The following is a 19,833-nucleotide window of genomic DNA, read 5'->3' as shown; positions in this document are numbered from 1 at the left end:
CCTATTCGTCGTGTGTATCATTGAGTTTGCTAAAATTATATAAGAGAGGGGCTTCTCTATGAGCCAAAACACATCTTCTGCCACACAAAGTGCCTCCAGCACTCCCTCTTCTGAACGTCTGCCATGGGCTGGATTACTCGCCCTAGCTATGACGGGGTTTATCTGTATTCTTACCGAAACGATTCCGGCCGGCTTGTTGCTCCAAATAGGTGACGGGCTTGGAGTCTCCGAGGCCCTTGCAGGTCAACTTGTCACTTTGTACGCCCTGGGTTCACTGTTGGCGGCGATCCCCTTAACTACCGTGACGCGTGGATGGCGGCGGCGACCACTGCTACTAATGTGCATCCTTGGTTTTCTCATATTCAACACCGTCACCACTTTTTCTTCCAATTATATACTTACGCTGACAGCTCGGTTCTTCGCAGGCGTATCCGCTGGAGTCTTATGGGGGATGATAGCAGGTTACGCCCGGCGCATGGTGCCGGAGTCACTCAAGGGACGAGCAATGGCGGTAGCCATGGTTGGCACGCCTCTCGCTCTGGCACTCGGTGTCCCTGCGGGAACACTTCTTGGCACCCTTGTAGGCTGGCGCTCTATCTTCGGGATCATGTCGCTATTGGCTCTGATGCTAATCGCTTGGGTGTTTTGGAAGCTACCGGACTATCCAGGAGAGGCCCCTGATAAGCGACTCCCTCTCTACAAGGTTTTTGTTATTCCGGGGGTACGGCCGGTACTGTTTGTTGTTCTGGCATGGGTACTGGCACACAACATCTTGTATACCTACATTGCCCCTTATCTTACTCAGGCCGGGCTAACCCAGCGCGTTGACTTGGTACTGCTTATTTTCGGCATTACAGCGCTTGTTGGCATCTGGGTCATCGGTATTTTGATCGACCGCAAGCTGCGTCCATTGGTTCTGATCAGCCTCGCTGCTTTCGCCTTGTCATCCATTGTACTAGGCATTAGTAGCAGCCAGCCCGTAGTGATCTATTTAGTGGTTGGTGTATGGGGGTTGACGTTTGGAGGAGCGGCTACTTTGCTACAGACAGCCGTTGCCGAAACCGCTGGCGAAAGTGCAGATGTGGCCCAATCGATGTTGGTGACGGCATGGAACCTAGCTATTGGCGGTGGCGGCGTGATGGGCGGGATTCTTATTGAAACACTTGGTGTCCGCTCCTTCCCGTGGGTAATGTTTATACTATTGATTCTTGCGCTGCTAGTAGCGTGGCATGCTAAAGATTACGGATTTCCTTCAAGGAAGCGTTAAGCACACACATAAGAAATCCTGCCACAATCATCGAGTTTACAGATAACAGTAGCTGAACAAGAGATTTTTTAAAAAATAAGCCAGTGGTGCATATTAGATAGGACTAATATATGCCACTGGCTTTCTTATATTAGATTTTATAAAATCAACCCTTGATAAATTCTTGCAGATCCTTGGGCGAATTACAGATCTGTGATCGCTGCCAGAACGGTATTATTGAAATAATCAACATACATATTTTTAAATGGCTTCTGGTGATCCAGCTCAACGGATAAATGAACCGTCACCGTCTGATAAATCGGATCCACACAGAGGAATGGACCTGCCGCCCCCCAGTGTGAATAGGCATCAGGAGAGAGCAGATCTCCGCCGTCACGCTTCGTGCCATTAATCGCCCATCCGTATCCCCAGTACGCTTCAGGAAAAACTTCATCTCTATATTGTGAGGATACGCCCGGAATTTGATTGCGGGTCATTTCTTTTACTGTTACCGGACTAAGGAATCGTACTCCGTTATAAATTCCACCGTTAAGGAACATCTGGCCAAAAACAGCCAAATCCATAGCCGTTGAGTAAGCGCCGCCCCCCGCAGATACAGAATTCAAATTGTATTCGCTGTCTACCCATTCCGCGCATGCTGCCTCAGGAGCACGTCTAACTACTCTGTTCCGCACTTCCATTGGCACATGATAATATGTATTTTCCATTCCCAGCGGTTTAAAAATGGTTTCCTTTACGAATACATCATAAGCTTGTCCACTAACACGCCGTATGATTTCACCCAACAGCTCATAACCATATCCACAGTAAGACATCACAGTACCTGGCTCATGGCTAAGTGGTGCATCATAACCGCCATATAAGTAACTATGCAGTTCTGGATCTTGATTAGGTTCGTGTGGAGGATATTCCTCTTGCGCCTGTTTGGCAATTCCATTAGAACGAATCACATCAACCTCAATTCCAGAGGTATGTGTCAACAAATGATGTACGCATACCTTTGTTTTGTTTTCCCCTGTAAATTCGGGGATGTAATCAGAAACCGGCCTATTTAGACCCACTTTCCCTTGTTCCACTAACATCATAATAGCGGTTGCAGTAAATAGTTTTGTTATGGAACAGAGTGGAAATATAGTATCCACGGTTAATTCCGCTGCGTCTGCTTCAGGGCCGGTTTTTCCATTCGCTTGATGGACCAGCAGCGTCCCCTTTCTCGCAGCAACAATAACTTGCGCAGGTGTGATATTGTCTTCAACCATTTGCGCGGCGGCTGTACGAATGCGCTCCACACCAAAAGCCGAGACACCCGCCTGTTCTAAAGAATTAAATACTAACCCTCTCATCGGTAGCCCTCCAATATGATTCATTTAATACATATATAAACTATTATACAAATATATTAAATAATCCTGCTAGCTTACTATTATCCTGTGCCTGAATTGTTGCTAAAGCTGACCCCGGCTTCTCCCGAAAATCAGCTTAGCTTTGTTTTACTAATTGACCGCTACCTTAAAAGCATCCACATTAAATGTTGTCCCGTTGATGGATAATGTGGCATTGTAATAACCCCGATCGCCATTTGTTTTGCATTTATATTCCCCGGAACATCCGCATACAAAAAATTTAGTTTTGTTGTAACCGGGATATATATTACTAAGTTTTTGGTAAAACAGATGTCCATGATGCGTAAAAATAGCTAGCACCTTATCTCTCACTTTTGTAGGAATGGATGAAAAAAACTTATTCGTCTCCGATGCGCTTAATACATGGGTTGGGTCCACCGTAATCCCGCTCACTTTGAGGGGCCAATGAAAATCTATAATATAATAAAAACTATCATCTAAATTTTTCAACAAATTTATACTACCCGGAGTGAACCGTCCAAGCGCACAATTAAGCCATACATACTTGACCTTCCCCTGAGTACCCGGGAAATTCATTTGCCCTTCATCAGCACCTAAATATTGTCTGAATAAGGACTGTGTACTTGCCTCCCAATTTCCTATAGATGCTTTATAAGGAATACTCCCGAGCGTGCTTGTTACCGTATCCTTGAAGTCCTTGTAGTAAGCATTCGCATTATTTCCATGATTAGCTCCCGCTTGCGTATTATCTCCTCCAAAAATAACAAATCTCTTATTCCCGCTATTCACAGCTTTAGGCAAAAGATTCCTAAAAATGCTTGCGCTGTTTCCATACCCCACATGACTATCACCAATAACCGCAAAGTTAATGATTTGTGCTTTTGCCTTAAGAATTAAACTACGTTTAGGCTGCAGTCTGGAGGCAGGTCTTCTTCTCCTACTAGGTTTCACCTGTCTTTTCATCTTAGATTCACCTCTTTTAAAATGGATGAAGGATCATAGTAGTATTTATATTCGCTTTACCTTAGGGACTCTTGGACCAATGGATTCATCTAGGAGATTAGTTCCTCTTATACTTTGTGGTCATTTATGCGGCTTGTCCCAAACGGGAGATTATAATTAGTCCCATAGAAATGAATAATATAATACCATTCATAGACTTATTTATTGATTAAGAAATAAATAAGCATATAGAAAAATCAAAAAGAGGTAACTCAGAAGCCACGAATGGCTATTGAGTTACCTCTTTTAGTTAGAACACTCTTACTTAAATCTTCATGTCCTTACCCGTATAATCTACAAACATGAAATGACCTTCCGGTGTTGTCCGCTTCTCGATCAAGTCCATGATGCCCTCAGCACTTTGGGTCGGATTCGTTGGCGCCTCTGCCCCGCCCATCTCCGTATGCATCCAGCCAGGATGTACGCCGAGTACTTGTACCCCGCGTTCTTTTAAATACACATGCAGCTGCTGTGAGAACATATTAAGTGCCGTTTTGGAGATGGAATATGGATAGTCTCCCGAATAAGCATTAGTAATGCTGCCTGCTTCCGACGATATATTGATAATCGAAAGTTTGGGTTCAGTGAGCAGCGGCAAGAAATGCTTAACCACCCGCATCGGTCCGTAAAGATTAATATCCATCGTGGTAAGCATATCTTGGAAATCCAGCTCTTCAATCTGTGTGTCCCTGGCGGTCAGCACCGCCGCATTATTAATAATGGCACCAAGTGTCCGGCCTTGTCCTTGCAGATTCGCAGCAAGCGCCGCGATTCCTTCTTCATCCGTCACGTCCAGCGCGGCCACAGTCAGCTTCTCGCCATAGGTCGCAGCAAGCTGGGATAGTGCTGTTTGTTCCTGATCAGGACGGCGAACCCCGGCAATGACTCCATGCCCCCGCTTCAATGCCTCAGCCGCCAGCTCATAACCCAATCCACGTCCGGCACCAGTAATTAGTATATTCACTATAAATCCTCTCCTTTATCCTTATCGTTCTCCAGCAGTTCCACAATCATCTTTAACTCCTTGAACGTGTCCAGATAAGCATAACTCCCCCCGGTATACTCACCCTTTTGCTGGAGTGGGAACCCTTTGCCTTCGAGCAGCGTAATCTTCTCCTTCATTCCTTCAACCACAAAAGCAATATGATGAGGTCCCTCACCATGCTCATTCAAATAATCACGCCACGTACTGGGCTGCTGATCTGGCTCAATCAGCTCAAGCTGCAGGGAGCCCATATCAAAAAAAGCCAGCTTAGCCCGCGCCACCGTCGCCTCGCCATTATACCGAGTCTGCGCCTTATCTTCTGTATCTGTAACGATAATTTCCGGCTTCTCCAGTCCAAAAAACTCCGCATAAGCCGTGCTTACCTTTTCAACATCATTCACCAAAATTCCAATCTGCGTAACAAAATGATTCCCAAGCCATCCTGACATGTACTCTACCTCCCATTTGTCTGACAAGTCCACCATACCGATTCTTTGAAAAGGCTGTCAAGCCTGAAAATAAATCGCTCCGGGCCAGTGAAAATTATCCAGAGAAAGTCCAGCCGACTTCGGCGCTATCATAGGCATTTATACCTCTCCAGATGCCGCAACTGGTTAAGAATATTTGGTGCGTGATGTTACTTTTTGTTTCGGTTAATGACCAATTCGGTTATAGAATGAAAAGTTTAAATTAACAAAAGGGGTGAGGAACGATGGACCATAGAAAAAGATCACGCCTGATGCAGCAGTTTATTTTTGTCGGGCCAACTTCCTTGTTTTTCTTTATTATTGTGCTGATTCCTTTCTTTTTGGGACTCTATTATTCATTTACCAGCTGGAACGGAATCTCGCGGCATGTGGAGTGGACCGGGCTGCGGAACTATCTACATATTTTCACCAAGGACCCTTCCTTTCTTAATTCATTCTGGTTCACGGCGAAGTTCACTATCTTCGGTCTAGTGCTGACCAATCTGCTTGGCTTCACACTCGCTTATGTGCTGACGCGTAAACTGTTCACACGCAATGTCCTGAGAACGGTATTTTTTGTACCGCATGTCATTGGCGGACTTTTGCTCGGGTTTATTTGGCAGTTTATTTTTGTCAGAGGATTCTCCTCTATTGGGCAGGCCACCGGCTGGTCCTTCTTTAATCTTCCATGGTTAGGCACCGGAGGAACAGCATTCTGGGCGATTGTTATCGTATTTGTCTGGCAAAATGCGGGATATCTGATGGTGATCTACATCTCTGCTATCAACAATGTTCCCCAAAGCCTAATTGAAGCGTCCAAAGTGGATGGAGCCGGACGTTTTCAGGCCTTGCGCCATGTCACTCTTCCACTGGTCATGCCCGCTGTAACTGTTTGTCTATTTCTATCTATCTCTTGGTCCTTTAAGCTGTTTGACCTCAACCTGTCGCTGACCAAGGGTGGACCCTTTAAAGCTACCGAATCTGTAGCCTTGAATATTTACAATGAAGCCTATACCATCAGTCGGTTCGGAATGGGCTCGGCCAAAGCGATGGTTTTCTTCGTCATCGTGGCTTTGATTTCCCTATTACAGGTTAGAGCAACCAAGAAAAGAGAGGTGGAGCTGTAATGGAGACTACCGCCAAGAAATTTAATGTCCCCCTGCTTCTCATCGAAGTGATTGTAATCCTGCTGGGACTACTATTTTTAGTGCCATTTTACTTTTTGCTGGCTAACTCAGTGAAAAGCTATAGTGAAATACTATCAGACTCTGCTGCGCTGCCTTCAGCACTCCAGTGGAGCAACTACGCGGAAGCTTGGAAAGCTACCAATTTCCCCCGCGCTTTCCTGAACTCTTTTATCATCACGGTGATTAGTAATATTCTGCTAGCATTCCTTTGCTCCATGTGCGCTTACAAAATGGTCCGCAACAACAGCTTGTATAACCGTGTGCTCTATATTGCATTAGTAGCCGCCATGGTTATCCCATTTCAATCTATTATGATCCCGCTGGTGCAGGTCGTCAGCGGCTTGGGCGTCATGGATTCAACCGCCGGTTTGATTTTAGCGTATCTTGGGTTTGGCGCCCCGATGACTGTTTTTCTATTCCACGGCTTCGTCAAATCGGTACCTCTCGATATAGAGGAAGCTTCAAGAGTAGATGGAAGCAGTCCTTATGGTACCTTTTTCCGGATTGTTCTTCCGCTTATGCAACCGATTATCGTCACCGTCATCATACTGAACACCCTGTGGATCTGGAACGATTACTTGATGCCATCGCTTATTCTGCAGGATCCGGTGCTCCGCACCATTCCCATCGCCACTTATAGCTTTTTCGGACAATATACGAAGCAGTGGGATTTGGCGCTTCCAGGACTTGTGCTCGGGATTACGCCGGTGGTCATCTTTTTCCTAGTAATGCAAAAATATATTATTGAAGGCATTGCCCAAGGCTCCGTAAAGGGCTAACGATACATGTTGCTTTCAGCCAGAGAGGATGAATGAATATGAGAACAAAACGTGGAATTCTCCTCGCATGCTCCCTGCTGCTGGCTGCTCTGACAGCCGGTTGCGGACGCAGCAGCGACAATGCAGACGGAGTAAAAACCGTGCATATCTACCAATTCAAGGTTGAAATATCCGAAGCGCTGGCTTCGCTCAAGACCGAATTCGAGAAAGAACATCCCGATATTAAGCTTGAGGTGCAAAGCGTGGGAGGCGGGACCGATTATGGCGCCTCGCTGCGTGCCAAATTCTCTTCCGGAGATGAGCCGGATATCTTCACCATCGGCGGCAACAATGAACGTGATATGTGGCTGGAATATCTGGAGGACCTGAGCGGCGAAGCTTGGGCCAAGGATGTAAAGCCACTCGCAGCAGAACAAATGACCATCGATGGCAAACTCTATGGGATGCCGATGAATCTGGAAGGATACGGCTTCATCTATAATAAGGATCTATTTAAGAAAGCCGGAATCACCGAGAAGCCATTAACGCTAACCGCTCTGCGCGAAGCCTCCGAGAAGTTAAAAGCGGCAGGCATCACACCTTTTGCGAATGGTTACCAAGAATGGTTCGTGCTTGGCAATCATAATGTAAACGTACCTTTCGCCCAGCAGCCTGATCCGGAGGCATTCATCGCCGGACTTACAGACGGTTCCAAAACCTTCGCCGGAGACCCTATTTTCTCCAAGTGGATCGATCTACTTGACCTTACTGTAGAGTACGGCAATAAGAACCCGCTCTCGACCGACTATAATACTCAAGTCACTATGCTAGCGAGCGGTGAAGCTGCGATGATGCAGCAGGGTAACTGGACACAAGGACAGATCGACGGCATCGATCCCAATCTTAATCTGGGCCTCCTGCCCATGCCCATTGACGACACTCCCGAAGACAACGACAAGCTTTATGTAGGCGTACCCAGCAATTGGGTTATCAATAAAAACTCTCCCGTTAAGGAGGAGGCCAAGGTCTTCCTGAATTGGCTCGTCACCTCCGAGACCGGAAAAAAATATATCACCAAGGAATTCCAATTCATCCCTGCGCTCGACAACATTAAGGGAACCGAAGAAGATCTTGGAGCACTAGGTGCTGAGGTGCTGGCCTATACCGATAAAGATCAAGCGCTGACCTGGAACTGGACCCGTCTGCCGAACGGGATGCCACAGGAATTATCCAGCAGCATACAAGGGTATCTCGGCGGCAAGCTGACCAAAGAAGGGATGTTGAAGGAATTCCAAGTCAACTGGGATAATCTCAGTGTGCAGTGATTTACCTGCTCTAAATACGACAAACAGCCGCGCAACGATGCGTGGCTGTTTGTTCGTGTTCATTTAATTCCTCTCCGTTCATTAGTCGGAACCCGTTGCTAGTTCGCACGCAGCATACTAATTTGTCTGGCAAGATACACAGGCGTATAGGGCATGTCATCTCGGAGCCAAGAAATAACCGTGCCGATTAGAGCTGCTGAACCGTACCAAACGGCAATGTCCTTTTGTATCGGCGTCTTTGAATGATCAGCAGTCCCCTCCTTTTTCTCCTGGTGCGCAGAAATGATTTCCGCCATCAAATTAAACAGGCGATCTGTAAAAATCGGGCTTCGTTTGGATGTGAGTATGACCTTGTAGAATTTTGCATTTTCCGCAATATGCTTAAGCAGACTTTCTAATATCCTCAAATTCTCTTCATCAACCGACTGGTGATGGTTGTCATCGTTGTTCACCACTTGTAGAATGTCCTCCACCATCTCATCCGCCATCTTTTCCAGCATATCCGGGAGATCCCGATAGTGCAGATAAAAAGTAACCCGATTGATTTTAGCCCGCTCTGCAATACGATTTACTGATATTTTCTCAATATCCATTTCCTCAAGCAATTCAATCACAGCATCTCTAAGCAATTGACGTGTTCGAAGTACCCGGGGATCTGTACGTTGCGTTGTGTTATTCATCTTGTACTCTCCAATCTTTTACTTTCATATTGTAAGCTACATATTTTAGATAATTGTTGTTTTTTAAAAAGAAAAAACTACATTTTCAGAACGAATGTAAACTACTTTACATTTTTTCGCAAATTGTTGCTTGATTACATGAAAATTTCATTTATAATCTAATTCATGCATTGTAAACTATACAACACACTGTAAATTTAGTCCATGATCGACGAGTTGAAAGGATGGAGTGGAGTGAGTACAAAGACAGAAGTAACAAGCAGTTCCGTGAAAAAGGGCCCCATCTTATTCATTATGATTTTGGGCGCCTTTCTTGCGACACTGAATCAAACGGTAATGAGCGTTGCCGTTCCGGAGTTAATGCATGATTTTAATATCTCGGCGGCTACAGCTCAGTGGCTGACAACGGGATATATGCTGGTTAATGGTGTTCTAATTCCAATTACAGCTTATCTAATGCAACGATTTACGACGCGAGAGCTTTTTCAAGCTTCTATGTTTATATTTTTGGCTGGAACGATCGTATCGGCCCTCGCGACAAACTTCCCTGTTCTGTTGACCGGGCGTATGATTCAGGCAGCTGGTGCCGGGATTATCATGCCACTGCTCACGAATGTCATCTTGACCCTGTTCCCTCCTGAAAAGAGAGGGGCCGCCATGGGGATGGTAGGGCTAGCCATTATTTTCGCACCTGCGATTGGACCTACTCTGGCTGGATATATTTTGGAACATTATTCTTGGGAGACTATGTTTTATGGCATGATTCCTTTGACCGTCATTGTAATCATATGCGGATTTATTTATTTAAAAAATGTATCAGAACGCATCTTTCCCAAGTTGGACATTGTTAGCGTAACTCTTTCTACCATTGGTTTTGGAACCTTGCTGTATGGCTTCAGCCGCGCCGCCAGTGCAGGCTGGTCGAGCGCAGAAGTGTTATTGTCTTTAGCAGCAGGTGTGCTTTCCCTTGGCTTATTTACTTGGAGACAGCTGGCTTCCCAAAATCCACTGCTTGATCTCCGGGCCTTTAAATACAATATGTTCTCCTTAACGACTGTCATCAGTATCGCAGTTACAATCGTGATGTATGCGGATATGATGCTGCTGCCTCTGTACCTGCAGAATGCCCGCGGTTTTACAGCGATGGAGTCCGGTTTGCTGCTGCTTCCCGGTGCACTCGTAATGGGATTGTTGATGCCGGTAACCGGAAAGCTGTTCGACCGGTTCGGAGCGAAATGGCTCGCCATCATCGGATTATTAATTACAATTGCAACGACTCTAAGCTTTGTGAACTTAACCGACTCAACCAGCTACATGTATCTGGTATACATGTCAACAGGCCGCCGGATCGGGATGGCTCTCCTTCTCATGCCTATACAAACCTTGGGTCTAAATCAACTACCCGCCAAGCTTAGTGCGCATGGTACAGCGATTTCAAATACCATTCGACAAGTAGCTGGCGCCGTCGGGACTTCCCTGCTCGTCACCGTAATGACGAGCCGTACTACAACGCATATGAAGGATATGCTGGCCTCTGGCAGCACACAGAACGGAACACAGGAACATATGATTATGGAAGCATCCATTCAAGGGATCAATGATTCCTATCTAGTGATTGTGGGAATTGGCATCCTCGGTCTGCTGCTATCTTTCTTTATTAAACGTGTTGGGCAAGCGCCTGATCCTGAGCAAGAACCCAAAGTGAAGCTAAAAAAAGTCATTGCCAAAGAAGCTTGATATATAGAAGTTATCAGCACTGTTTAAGAATCATAAAAAAGAGATCAACGATGAATGACATCGTTGATCTCTTTTTAGTTTGATCTTTATTACAACAATTAGCGACCAAACCATCTGCTAACTTGCATAACTATTTCAGTTTAAAATAGATGGACCTTTTGTCGGACTCAAGCTTGCTATCGTTTCTATAAAGAACAAGGTTGTTCTCCTTGCCTTTGATTATTGGCAGAATAACTTTACCCGAAGCTTCAAAAGAACCCGGTTTACTTGGGGTGACTTCAGGAAAATCAGCTAACAACTTTTCGATATTTTCTCCGAGAGATCCCTCAAAATAATCACTAGAGCCACCAATATAGTACTGTCCACTGGATGTTTCTACCCCCCAAATGGTAGGTGTAAAACTTGAAAGGAACTTCCGCCCTTGGTCCTGACTACCTTTTACAAGAGTGGCGTTCTTCACCTTAAGCGTTACATCAAGCAGGACATAATCTACAGCTACATCGGGATCAGTGACATGTTCCTCAAACCCAAGAGCATGTAATTGTCCGAGAGTAGTCGACGTAACCTTATTGATAGTGAAAGTATATTGAACAGATGTTGAATCACCTTTAGGGCTATAATTGTTATCAAGGTCCGTATAAGTAAAAGAAGTACCTAACTTCACTGCATCTGCAAACGAAGCGCCGCTGTTACTGGAAGTCGTAGCGGAAGATGAGGCAGCAGGCTTTGGTGTTGCCTGCGGTGTGGACTCGGTTGCAGGCGGAGTAGATACGGTTGCTGGCTTCGCAGTAGCTTGTGCAACGGTATTGTCCTTATCCGGGACAACGGATGTAGATGTTCCGCCGTTCGCCGATGTGATCACAACAGCTTGACGACTGTTATCCCATTTCACGGTTGCCCCCAGTGCTTCAGATACAGCCTTGGCGGATACATAGCTATGTCCCTCATAGATAATTGGGTACATTGTTCCTTCACTACTTGACAGGTTCACTTTCTGATTATCCACTTCAATGCTGATGGCCGCATTCTGATATGCAGAAATCTTCTTCAATGTCGTGTCTGCGTAAGCGACTGCACCCACAGCCAACAGCATTGAGCTAACTGTAATAATTGACATGACTTTTTTACTTGTTACCTTTAGCATCTTACACTCTTCTTTCATGTTTATGTATATGAATCTCGAAAATTATATCACTTTATATCGAATATTGTAAATATTGGAATGATAGGATATTCGTTCTTTATTTGTGAATACTTAAAAAAGACACATTTCCATTGCCAACGCCACATTTCGCTTTTAATCTCCTAAATAGCGTGAATACTATAGATCTTTATACTCAAACCAAAAAGCAGCCCTGGGGGCTGCCTTAATCAAATTAATTAGTAAGTGTCTTAGAATCATTCTACGCCGAAGCTTCAATGATCTGTCCTGCCAAAGCAATCAAATCCTCCTTGGTCAGGTGTCCACCGGTTTCCCGAATAATATAATTGACACGGGTCTTTGGATTCATCCATGCAACTGACTTGTACTCCATCTTATCAATAGGTGTGTATACCACCTCTTGGCCACTCACTTTTAGCTTCTGCGACTGTGCATTTGCTGGTTCGGATTCAACAGTCGTATCCTTAGGTCCTGCAGGTTCGGCAGCGATGGCAAGAACTCCTCTTTTACCATTTTTCTCTGTGGTCATATTATAGATGATGTTGATAGCTGTACGCTTCTCCTGCAATTTCTTTACATATATTTTCTTATCGGACGCCTTACCCTCGGCGATCACTTGATAGTATATCTTATCCTGTTCTTTTTTCGTCATATATGGAGAAACAATTGCCCTGAAAAAATTGTAGCCTTCCGGAGGCTCTTGCAATTGCAGTGGCATGGAGGTATTGCCGGCAGCATACTTTTCCACATATTCATTATACGTATTAAACGAAAGGGAATAATATGCACCCGCAGTGGGTGATCCCTTAGCATAGGCTTGATATTCCTTGTCATTAATATACACATATCTGATTTCTCCAGGTTTAAGCTCTTCACTTAATGCTTTCTGCTGCAGATCTTTGAGATTTTTGAATTTTTTTTGTTCCTGATCTGTTTTCGCTTTGGCAGCTTCATCGATGCCCTGAGCTATATATTTGACTTCCGCCTTAATGGCGGTTTCTTCCACAGACTGAGCAACAGTCTTCTCGGCGTAAGCTTCTCCTTTGAAGCCATAACCTAAACCGAACATTAGGGTCATACTGGTCATGGCAATGAGTGTTTTTCTATTATTCATTAAAATACCTCACCTTCCTGTATATGTAGTACTCTTACATAACACTTACGTTACCGGATTTGTGACATCAAATTTCTATACTTATTTCATCATGTCGGCAGCAATTCGGATAACCTCCTCTTTGGTTAAAGAAGAAGACTCCGGTGCAGCAGTCATATCGTATACTACATTTTGTTCTGGATCCGTCCAGACAAGTCTGTATCTATACCCCAACTTTATTTCATTGTTTGTAGTTTCCGTATAGATCAGTTGGGTTCCGTTAACAAGAATATTCTGTACGATTGTGGTGTTCGTCCTTAGTAAGCTTTCCACCGTTCCGGACTTTGCCTTGATGTGTTTGGCATTAATTCTTACCATACTCTCCCCTTTTTTGTATCTCATCGACGAATAGTCATAATTAATACTGGCCGTAGCTTCTTTTTTCCACATAACCCGGTAACCGCCTTCCAGCTTTATACCATCAGTCAGGGCAAGCAGTTCATTCTCGTTGACCTCAAAATCAGGTTGTATCCATGCTTGATCAAAAACATACCCTTCTGGCAGATACTCCGGACGTGGCAAATATGGCACCTTATACTCTTCTGCTTTGGCTAAATAACTGGAATAATCATTAAATAGCATCGCAGGAATAACTCTGCCAAGCTGAGGACGTTCATCTCCAGCACCTTCCTTTTTTAACACGTAAGAAGCGCCCTCTCCCGGTAGTAATAATTTCTCTACAACTCTATATGCCTCTAAATTTTTTTCACTCAGCAGCTCTTCTTCTTTGGTCGCCACTCTCTGAGGAATTTTTACCTTTGAAGGAACTAACGGATTCTTAGATACTTCAATCGTCCCCCCTTCCTTCGTTGCAAGAAGCGGCTCGTATGGCAGCACCTCATATTGAAATTTGGCAGCTTGCCAGGGACTCTCCTTAAACAAGGAATAGCTGCCTCCTACCAAGACAACCAGGATCAGCACCGCTGCCCATCTCCTTACAGGCCTGCTCCACATGCGCTTACGGTATCGTTTGGCATAGGTTTCTGGCTCCACTCTATGCATAATATCTGGGATGTCCCCCTCCTGCTGGTGAGGTACAGGCTTAACAGCAAGGTGACCATTACCTAGCCCGATGGCTTGCATTACAGAATCATGAACATCAACCAGCGGAAGTTTGGCAGAATTATCCCCCTCCTTCAGAAACAACTCTTCGGAAGTCAATTCGTCCTTGCGCATAGTTGTTTCTCCTTTCTTTCAATGACTTCTCTGAGCTTGCACCTTGTCCGCTCGTACCGTTTCCTAACTGTGACCGTACTTTTACCCAGAATTTCACTAATTTCTGCAAATGATTTATCTTCAAAAATGCGCAAAATCAACAGATTGCGTTCCTCCACGCTAAGCTTTTCCAGGGCAGAGGCCACGGATTCACTGAACAACTGATTTTCTACCATTTGTTCAGCGCTTTTAGTGGTTACATCCTGTCTGAGTAATTTTCGCAGCTGATTTTGAAATTTCTTCCGGCGCAGTTGATTCAGGCAATGATTATAAGAAACCCTGTAGAGCCATGAGTTAAAACTCACCTGAGACTCAAAATGGCCGATGTTCTGGTAAGCCTTAATAAATATGTCCTGAACCGCATCCTCGGCTTCTTCCTTATTGTTCAACAAGCGAAAGCAGTAGAGGTAGATCCGTTGTTGGTAAAGTCTGATAATATCTGAAAAAAGGTAGACTTCCCCCGCTTGTACCCGCTTTATCTTTTCTTCAATAGAGTCCACGACTGTCTCCTTTCTACTATCAGTACAGTTATAACACTTGAGCGGTCTGTTTCGTGACATTTTTTTCCGTTTTAGCTCCAATTTAACGGAACATACACAAAAAAATCGCTGCTCCTCTCCGCAGGGAGGTGAGCAGCGATGCTTAAAACAGAAGAACGCAAGGGATGGATATACACGTATTTCCGCTCTTCAGATTAAAAATGAACATGAGCCAATTCAGACTTTTTTTCTCTGCTGCCGGGACTACAGCTTCCAGATACGGTACAGGATGACTGCCGCTTCAGCACGGGTAAGCGTATCGCTCGGCGCAATTCTATTATTCTTTCCGTTTACAACTCCGGATTTGATCAACAATGATGCGCTGTCTTTTGCGTAGCTGGATATACTTGCTTCATCTAGATAAGCAGCTACAGTACCGCTCGCCTTAACTTGCTTGCCGGCTGCCGCCAGCGCTCGTGCTGTCAGCACCATCATATCTTGTCTGGAGATATTGCTATTGGGTCTAAACGTATCATCTTTAAAACCTGTAGCAATTCCCAATTCCTTCGCGATGACCAGTTCATCATAATAGTAGTCTGTCTTTTGGACATCGTTGAACATTATTGCACTTTTGCCCGTTCCCTTCAGTTCAAGCGCTCTTACGAGGAGAGCAATGAAATCCGCTCGTTTGATTGAATCTGCAGGTGAAAAGCTGTTCGTGGACGTTCCTTTGATGATATCGCGAGCTGCCATAACGCCTATAGCTTGTTTAGCCCAAGACAGATTCTGCAAATCTCCGAAGTCTTTCTTTACGAAGGTTACTGCATAAGTGCTGAAGTGGGTTGTTTGAAAGACAAACGTTTGGGTTGCAGCATCATATCGACCGTTCGGAACCGGCATTACGTTGCCTTTGCCATCAATGTACCAAACGACGATAAGCTCTGGATGGTTAAGCTCCTCCGCTGTCGGCACGTAAGGAATGGCTACCGTTACAGGTGCGTTAGGGTTATTCCAAGGAATAACTTTGTCACCTGCTACTACGCTTAGACCGATAATTGGACGGTTGCCAATCAAATTGCGGGTAGCTGCTTCCAAGCTGTCCGTGGTGACTTTACTTATTCGTATGGATACTTGCTCAGCATTGTCTGTTATGTTGGACAGCATATTGCTTGGAATTTGAATTGTGGCATTTTCCGTCTTAAGCAATAGTTCATAGTTTTCTTTCCCTGTTAGGCTTTGGGTCGGTAATTGTATATCATACCCTTTCGTGTCCGTTTGCTTTGGCACTTCAATGATAATTTGTTTCTTGCCGTTTGCTGCTACAGTAGCCTGTTCAAGCGCTTTTTTCATGTTGTCGCTGGAGATCGTACCTATAACCCGCCCGTTATCAGACTTTACCTCCAGTTTAATCGTAACAACACCATCTTTGTTTGTAATGGCTCCAGGCTGTGGAGTTGATACTACATTACCCGAGTTACTGCTACCCGTTGGTGCATTTGTTGGTGCTGGCGTCGCTGTTGGAACAGGTGTCGGGGTTGCCGATGGTTCCGTTGGGTTTGTTGGATCGGTTGGATCGGTTGGGTTTGTTGGATCTGTTGGGTCAGTTGGGTCTGTTGGATCGGTTGGGCTCGTTGGTGTCGGTGTCGGTGCTGTTGTCGGCGTTGGGGTTGGTTCCGGACCGGCAGATTTCCCCTTTAAAGTAAGCACACCATAAACGGATGTGTCCATATACCCAGTTCCACTCGTATCGTTCCAAGCCGCGACACTTTGACGTGAGCCCTCTTTAGCATCGTTGATCTGTACATCGAAACCAAGCTTTTTATCGTTGTCCGGAGTGATCCCTTGAAGTGGAATCTTCACTTCAACCGTATAGTTTGTTCCGGAAATCTGGGTTGCCGATTCGAAGCCGGCTGCGATACTTGAAGGATTAAATGAAGTCTCGTTGTCAAAATTGACTCTGTACTGGCCATCATCATCTTGATAAAACGTCGTTTTCCCATTATTTTGGTCTACGAAGATTTCGACCGAATCCTGTTCATGTGCATTCACGCTGCTCTTATCAAGCTGCGTATCACTCACCTGGACTAGGACATATAAATATTGATCATCCCAGAGTGCTTTTGCTACTCCGCTCGCTCCTTGCCAAGCGGTTTGATACCGATTGACCGGAATCTCAGCGGTCTGGCTCCAGATCTCGTCAACTGTTCCGTCTATAACAGGTGCAGCGAATTTGGCAGTAGATTGATTGGCTTCTACTGATTCAGGCTCATGCTCTTCAATGAAGGTATCAGGATCGATAACGCCATAGTAAGCCGGCTTAGCTTGCAGATTTTTATCGAATAACAACGGATTGGATGAAGCTCTCCAGCTTGTATTATCATCCATTCCCCAGAAGGTAACACGTTTGATAGAATCAGCGTGATCCCTGAAGATATTTAACAACTGTGCATACAGATAACCCTGCGCATTAGCAAGCTTTTCAGAAAGCTGATAGTTGCTTCCGGCCTGAATGTCCAGCTCAGTTATGCTTACTTCGACACCCAAGGAAATGAACTTTTCCAAGGATAGCTTCACATTCTCTGGGTTCGTATTGATGCTGTAGTGCCCCTGCATGCCAACCCCGTCGATAAGCAATTTGCCAGGGTGAGTCAGCGCGTACCTATCATTGATTTCTTTGACCATACTGTAGATGGCCTGCGCTTTATTCTGATTGTCTTCGTTATAATCGTTGTAATAGAGCTTAATATCCCAATCTGGATGCGTGTCCAGCACTTCTCTTGCCGCCAGGAAGGCTTGCTCTACGTAATCTGCTCCAATAGCACTTTTCCATGGGGCGGAACGCAGCGCAGTTTTCCAATCTGTTGGGTTGGATGGGTTATCGCTCATCGCCTCATTTACAACATCCCAGGAGATCACCTTGTCACCAAAATGCTCCATAACGGTTTGGATATGGGTCTGCAAATTCATAAGAGCTTCATCCCGTCCCAAGGGGATCGTGTTGTTAGCTGCGTCTGTTGTTGTATTCAGCCATGCAGGCGATTGTTGATGCCATACCAACACATGTCCATGCATCTGCATGCCCTCAGCCAGTACTTTATCTACAATTGTATCTGCCGCGGTAAACGTGAAGTTGCCCTTCGTAGGCTGCAACGCGTCCGGCTTCATGGCATTACCTGCCGTAGCAACATTGTGATGCATTTTCAGAAGCTCAAGTCTGACACCTTCCAGATCCTCAGCGGTTATCGCATTTCCGATCAGAAAATCACTCTGGTAAGCATCCTTAATCGGCACAAGATCTTTTTCGATATCAACCGGGCCAGAGCCTACCTTTTCAAAATTAATATCATCGATATAAAATGAGGCCGCGCTATTACTGGAGCTTTCCACATAAATGGTCAAATACTCACTGCTTACATTGTTATAACGGTAAGTTCCCTCGAACTGAATCCAGCCATCGCTTGCGCTGATGGTTTTAGGTGCGAGCTGCACATAATTGGCGCTGCTTCCATCGCCAACCTGCGTGGACAGCTGAAGCTGCGAGCTTGCTGGCTGGATCAGCTTGACCCATAACGAAATTTTATATTCGTAGCCTTTGTCCACAAACTTCTCCACACGTAATGTCGGCCCATGCCATGTACTGGTTCTGCCCTCAACCTTCAAAGCGTATGAACCACCATCTGTATGATTCGCTTCATTAGTAACCGTAAGCGTTTCAGTACCTGCTCTGCCTTCAAAACCACCTGCCGTTTGATCCTCAAAAGTAACAGTGGTAAAAGGTAAAGCTGGGTCTCTAGGTGTTTCTGGTGTTGGAGTTGGCTCTACTGTAGCCACCTTTTCTGTGACCAATACATCCCCAATGTAGAACGGAACCGTTTTCCCTTCATCGTTGGATTGAACACGCAGTGTTGTATCTTTGTCCGTATCCACGGTAAATTCTTTCGTCAAGGTGACCGCTTGGCCTGCTTCATAACTCACATTTGCCAAAAGAGCGTAGCTGCCTATCGCTTGAAGATAAGCTTGGGCACCACTAGGTACAGTCACATCAGCGTCTACATACACGGATGCAGTTACCGTGTAGGTTTTGCCGTTTTCTAGGCCCATATCCCTGAATTTAAAATCAACCGCGTCCCAGTTATTCGCTCGGTTGCTTACATATAAAGCTGCCCCGTCAGCATTGCCCGCAAAAACTTTTCCGGTGACAGGGGTTAGGTTAGCGCTACCTGATTGTGAGGCTAAACCTTTGCCACTCGCAAAAGTTTCGTGATAGATTTCTTTATCCGTTTCCGTCACTGCTTTTTTTGCTGTAATGAGGAGCTCCCCAATGTAGAACGGAACCGTTTTCCCGTCATCGTTGGATTGAACACGCAGCGTTGTATCTTTGTCCGTATCCACGGTAAATTCTTTCGTCAAGGTGACCGCTTGGCCTGCTTCATAATTCACATTTGCCAAAAGAGCGTAGCTGCCTATCGCTTGAAGATAAGCTTGGGCACCGCTAGGTACAATCACATCAGCGTCTACATACACGGATGCAGTTACCGTGTAGGTTTTGCCGTTTTCTAGGCCCATATCGCTGAATTTAAAATCAGCCGCGTCCCAGTTATTCGCTCGGTTGCTTACATATAAAGCTGCCCCGTCAGCATTGCCCGCAAAAACTTTATCGGTCACAGGTGTAAGGCTAGCACTGCCTGCTTGAGCTGCAATACCCTTGCCACTCGCAAAAGTTTCGTGATATACCGTTACCGTATCTGATGATACTGTCGTATCCTGCGCCGCAGCTTCAGTAACCGGAGCGATCCAGCTTGTCGGAATAAGCAAGGCAGCTGCGAGTAAAATCGAGATTACTTGTTTAAGCATTCTACTCATTTAATGCATTCCTCCTCTAGTGATTTTCATACAAATCAGTTAATGACCTACCTTATTAGCACCAGCCCTATATTCCCACGCTAATTTCTTTACCTGCTAAATCCTCAATTTCAACAGTGGCACAATCATTCCGAAGAGCAGTAGAACATCATCACAAATGAATCTTTTTACTTACAGACCCCCTCCTTT

15 protein-coding genes are annotated in these 19,833 nt (G+C 45.2%); 5 read left to right on the top strand and 10 right to left on the bottom strand.

Annotated elements, in window-relative coordinates; genetic code table 11:
- Nucleotides 1-58 precede the first annotated feature (58 nt).
- A complete protein-coding gene (locus tag MHH86_RS07235; RefSeq protein WP_076144493.1) occupies nucleotides 59-1,267 on the top strand; it encodes an MFS transporter in 1,209 nt (402 codons plus the stop codon).
- Between the two features lie 182 nt (nucleotides 1,268-1,449).
- On the opposite strand, the gene MHH86_RS07230 is transcribed toward MHH86_RS07235, so the two are convergent.
- The 4 genes from MHH86_RS07230 to MHH86_RS07215 form a co-directional block, all read right to left on the bottom strand.
- Nucleotides 1,450-2,610: a serine hydrolase domain-containing protein gene (locus MHH86_RS07230; protein ID WP_076316720.1), complete on the bottom strand. Its 1,161-nt coding sequence runs from the start codon at nucleotides 2,608-2,610 to the stop codon at nucleotides 1,450-1,452.
- Nucleotides 2,611-2,760: 150 nt separating this feature from the next.
- Nucleotides 2,761-3,594 carry a metallophosphoesterase gene (locus MHH86_RS07225; protein WP_076098875.1) on the bottom strand — a complete coding sequence of 278 codons (834 nt, stop codon included), beginning with the start codon at nucleotides 3,592-3,594 and terminating at the stop codon, nucleotides 2,761-2,763.
- Between the two features lie 304 nt (nucleotides 3,595-3,898).
- Entirely contained in the window at nucleotides 3,899-4,597 is a 699-nt protein-coding gene (locus MHH86_RS07220; RefSeq protein WP_036675756.1) for an SDR family oxidoreductase, read from the bottom strand.
- Nucleotides 4,597-5,067, bottom strand: coding sequence for a VOC family protein (locus MHH86_RS07215; RefSeq protein WP_076225217.1), 471 nt, complete (start codon nucleotides 5,065-5,067; stop codon nucleotides 4,597-4,599). Before MHH86_RS07215 ends, MHH86_RS07220 begins: the two co-directional genes overlap by 1 nt.
- A gap of 263 nt (nucleotides 5,068-5,330) precedes the next feature.
- On the opposite strand from MHH86_RS07215, the gene MHH86_RS07210 reads away from it, so the two are divergent.
- Genes MHH86_RS07210 through MHH86_RS07200 form a run of 3 tightly spaced genes read left to right on the top strand, consistent with a single transcriptional unit; the run spans nucleotide 5,331 to nucleotide 8,355 of the window.
- Nucleotides 5,331-6,212: a sugar ABC transporter permease gene (locus MHH86_RS07210; protein WP_038569413.1), complete on the top strand. Its 882-nt coding sequence runs from the start codon at nucleotides 5,331-5,333 to the stop codon at nucleotides 6,210-6,212.
- Nucleotides 6,212-7,051: a carbohydrate ABC transporter permease gene (locus tag MHH86_RS07205; RefSeq protein WP_036675762.1), complete on the top strand. Its 840-nt coding sequence runs from the start codon at nucleotides 6,212-6,214 to the stop codon at nucleotides 7,049-7,051. The genes MHH86_RS07210 and MHH86_RS07205 overlap by 1 nt, the downstream gene beginning before the upstream one ends.
- 38 nt (nucleotides 7,052-7,089) lie before the next feature.
- Nucleotides 7,090-8,355 carry an ABC transporter substrate-binding protein gene (locus MHH86_RS07200; RefSeq protein ID WP_038569411.1) on the top strand — a complete coding sequence of 422 codons (1,266 nt, stop codon included), beginning with the start codon at nucleotides 7,090-7,092 and terminating at the stop codon, nucleotides 8,353-8,355.
- Between the two features lie 98 nt (nucleotides 8,356-8,453).
- Here the strand turns inward: MHH86_RS07200 and MHH86_RS07195 are convergent, their stop codons facing one another.
- Entirely contained in the window at nucleotides 8,454-9,035 is a 582-nt protein-coding gene (locus MHH86_RS07195; protein WP_036675766.1) for a TetR/AcrR family transcriptional regulator, read from the bottom strand.
- A gap of 294 nt (nucleotides 9,036-9,329) precedes the next feature.
- On the opposite strand from MHH86_RS07195, the gene MHH86_RS07190 reads away from it, so the two are divergent.
- Nucleotides 9,330-10,772 (top strand): DHA2 family efflux MFS transporter permease subunit, encoded by a 1,443-nt coding sequence (locus MHH86_RS07190; RefSeq protein WP_235219372.1) that lies wholly within the window; start codon nucleotides 9,330-9,332, stop codon nucleotides 10,770-10,772.
- A 130-nt stretch (nucleotides 10,773-10,902) separates the two neighbouring features.
- On the opposite strand, the gene MHH86_RS07185 is transcribed toward MHH86_RS07190, so the two are convergent.
- The 5 genes from MHH86_RS07185 to MHH86_RS07165 form a co-directional block, all read right to left on the bottom strand.
- A complete protein-coding gene (locus MHH86_RS07185) occupies nucleotides 10,903-11,916 on the bottom strand; it encodes a stalk domain-containing protein (protein ID WP_051490872.1) in 1,014 nt (337 codons plus the stop codon).
- Nucleotides 11,917-12,175: 259 nt separating this feature from the next.
- The gene (locus MHH86_RS07180; protein ID WP_036675769.1) at nucleotides 12,176-13,048 is read right to left on the bottom strand and encodes a hypothetical protein; all 873 of its coding nucleotides are present in this window, start codon (nucleotides 13,046-13,048) and stop codon (nucleotides 12,176-12,178) included.
- An 81-nt stretch (nucleotides 13,049-13,129) separates the two neighbouring features.
- Nucleotides 13,130-14,263, bottom strand: a complete 1,134-nt coding sequence (locus MHH86_RS07175) for a hypothetical protein (protein WP_036675771.1) — start codon at nucleotides 14,261-14,263, stop codon at nucleotides 13,130-13,132.
- The gene (locus MHH86_RS07170) at nucleotides 14,245-14,802 is read right to left on the bottom strand and encodes an RNA polymerase sigma factor (protein WP_036675772.1); all 558 of its coding nucleotides are present in this window, start codon (nucleotides 14,800-14,802) and stop codon (nucleotides 14,245-14,247) included. Before MHH86_RS07170 ends, MHH86_RS07175 begins: the two co-directional genes overlap by 19 nt.
- 243 nt (nucleotides 14,803-15,045) lie before the next feature.
- Nucleotides 15,046-19,644, bottom strand: a complete 4,599-nt coding sequence (locus MHH86_RS07165; RefSeq protein WP_341137860.1) for an endo-1,4-beta-xylanase — start codon at nucleotides 19,642-19,644, stop codon at nucleotides 15,046-15,048.
- Between the last annotated feature and the right edge of the window lie 189 nt (nucleotides 19,645-19,833).

It is taken from the genome of Paenibacillus sp. FSL F4-0097, from assembly GCF_038593125.1.
Classification (GTDB): domain Bacteria; phylum Bacillota; class Bacilli; order Paenibacillales; family Paenibacillaceae; genus Paenibacillus_AQ; species Paenibacillus_AQ odorifer.
Note: the sequence above shows the minus strand (reverse complement) of the source record. Positions and strands in the feature narration are given on the sequence as shown.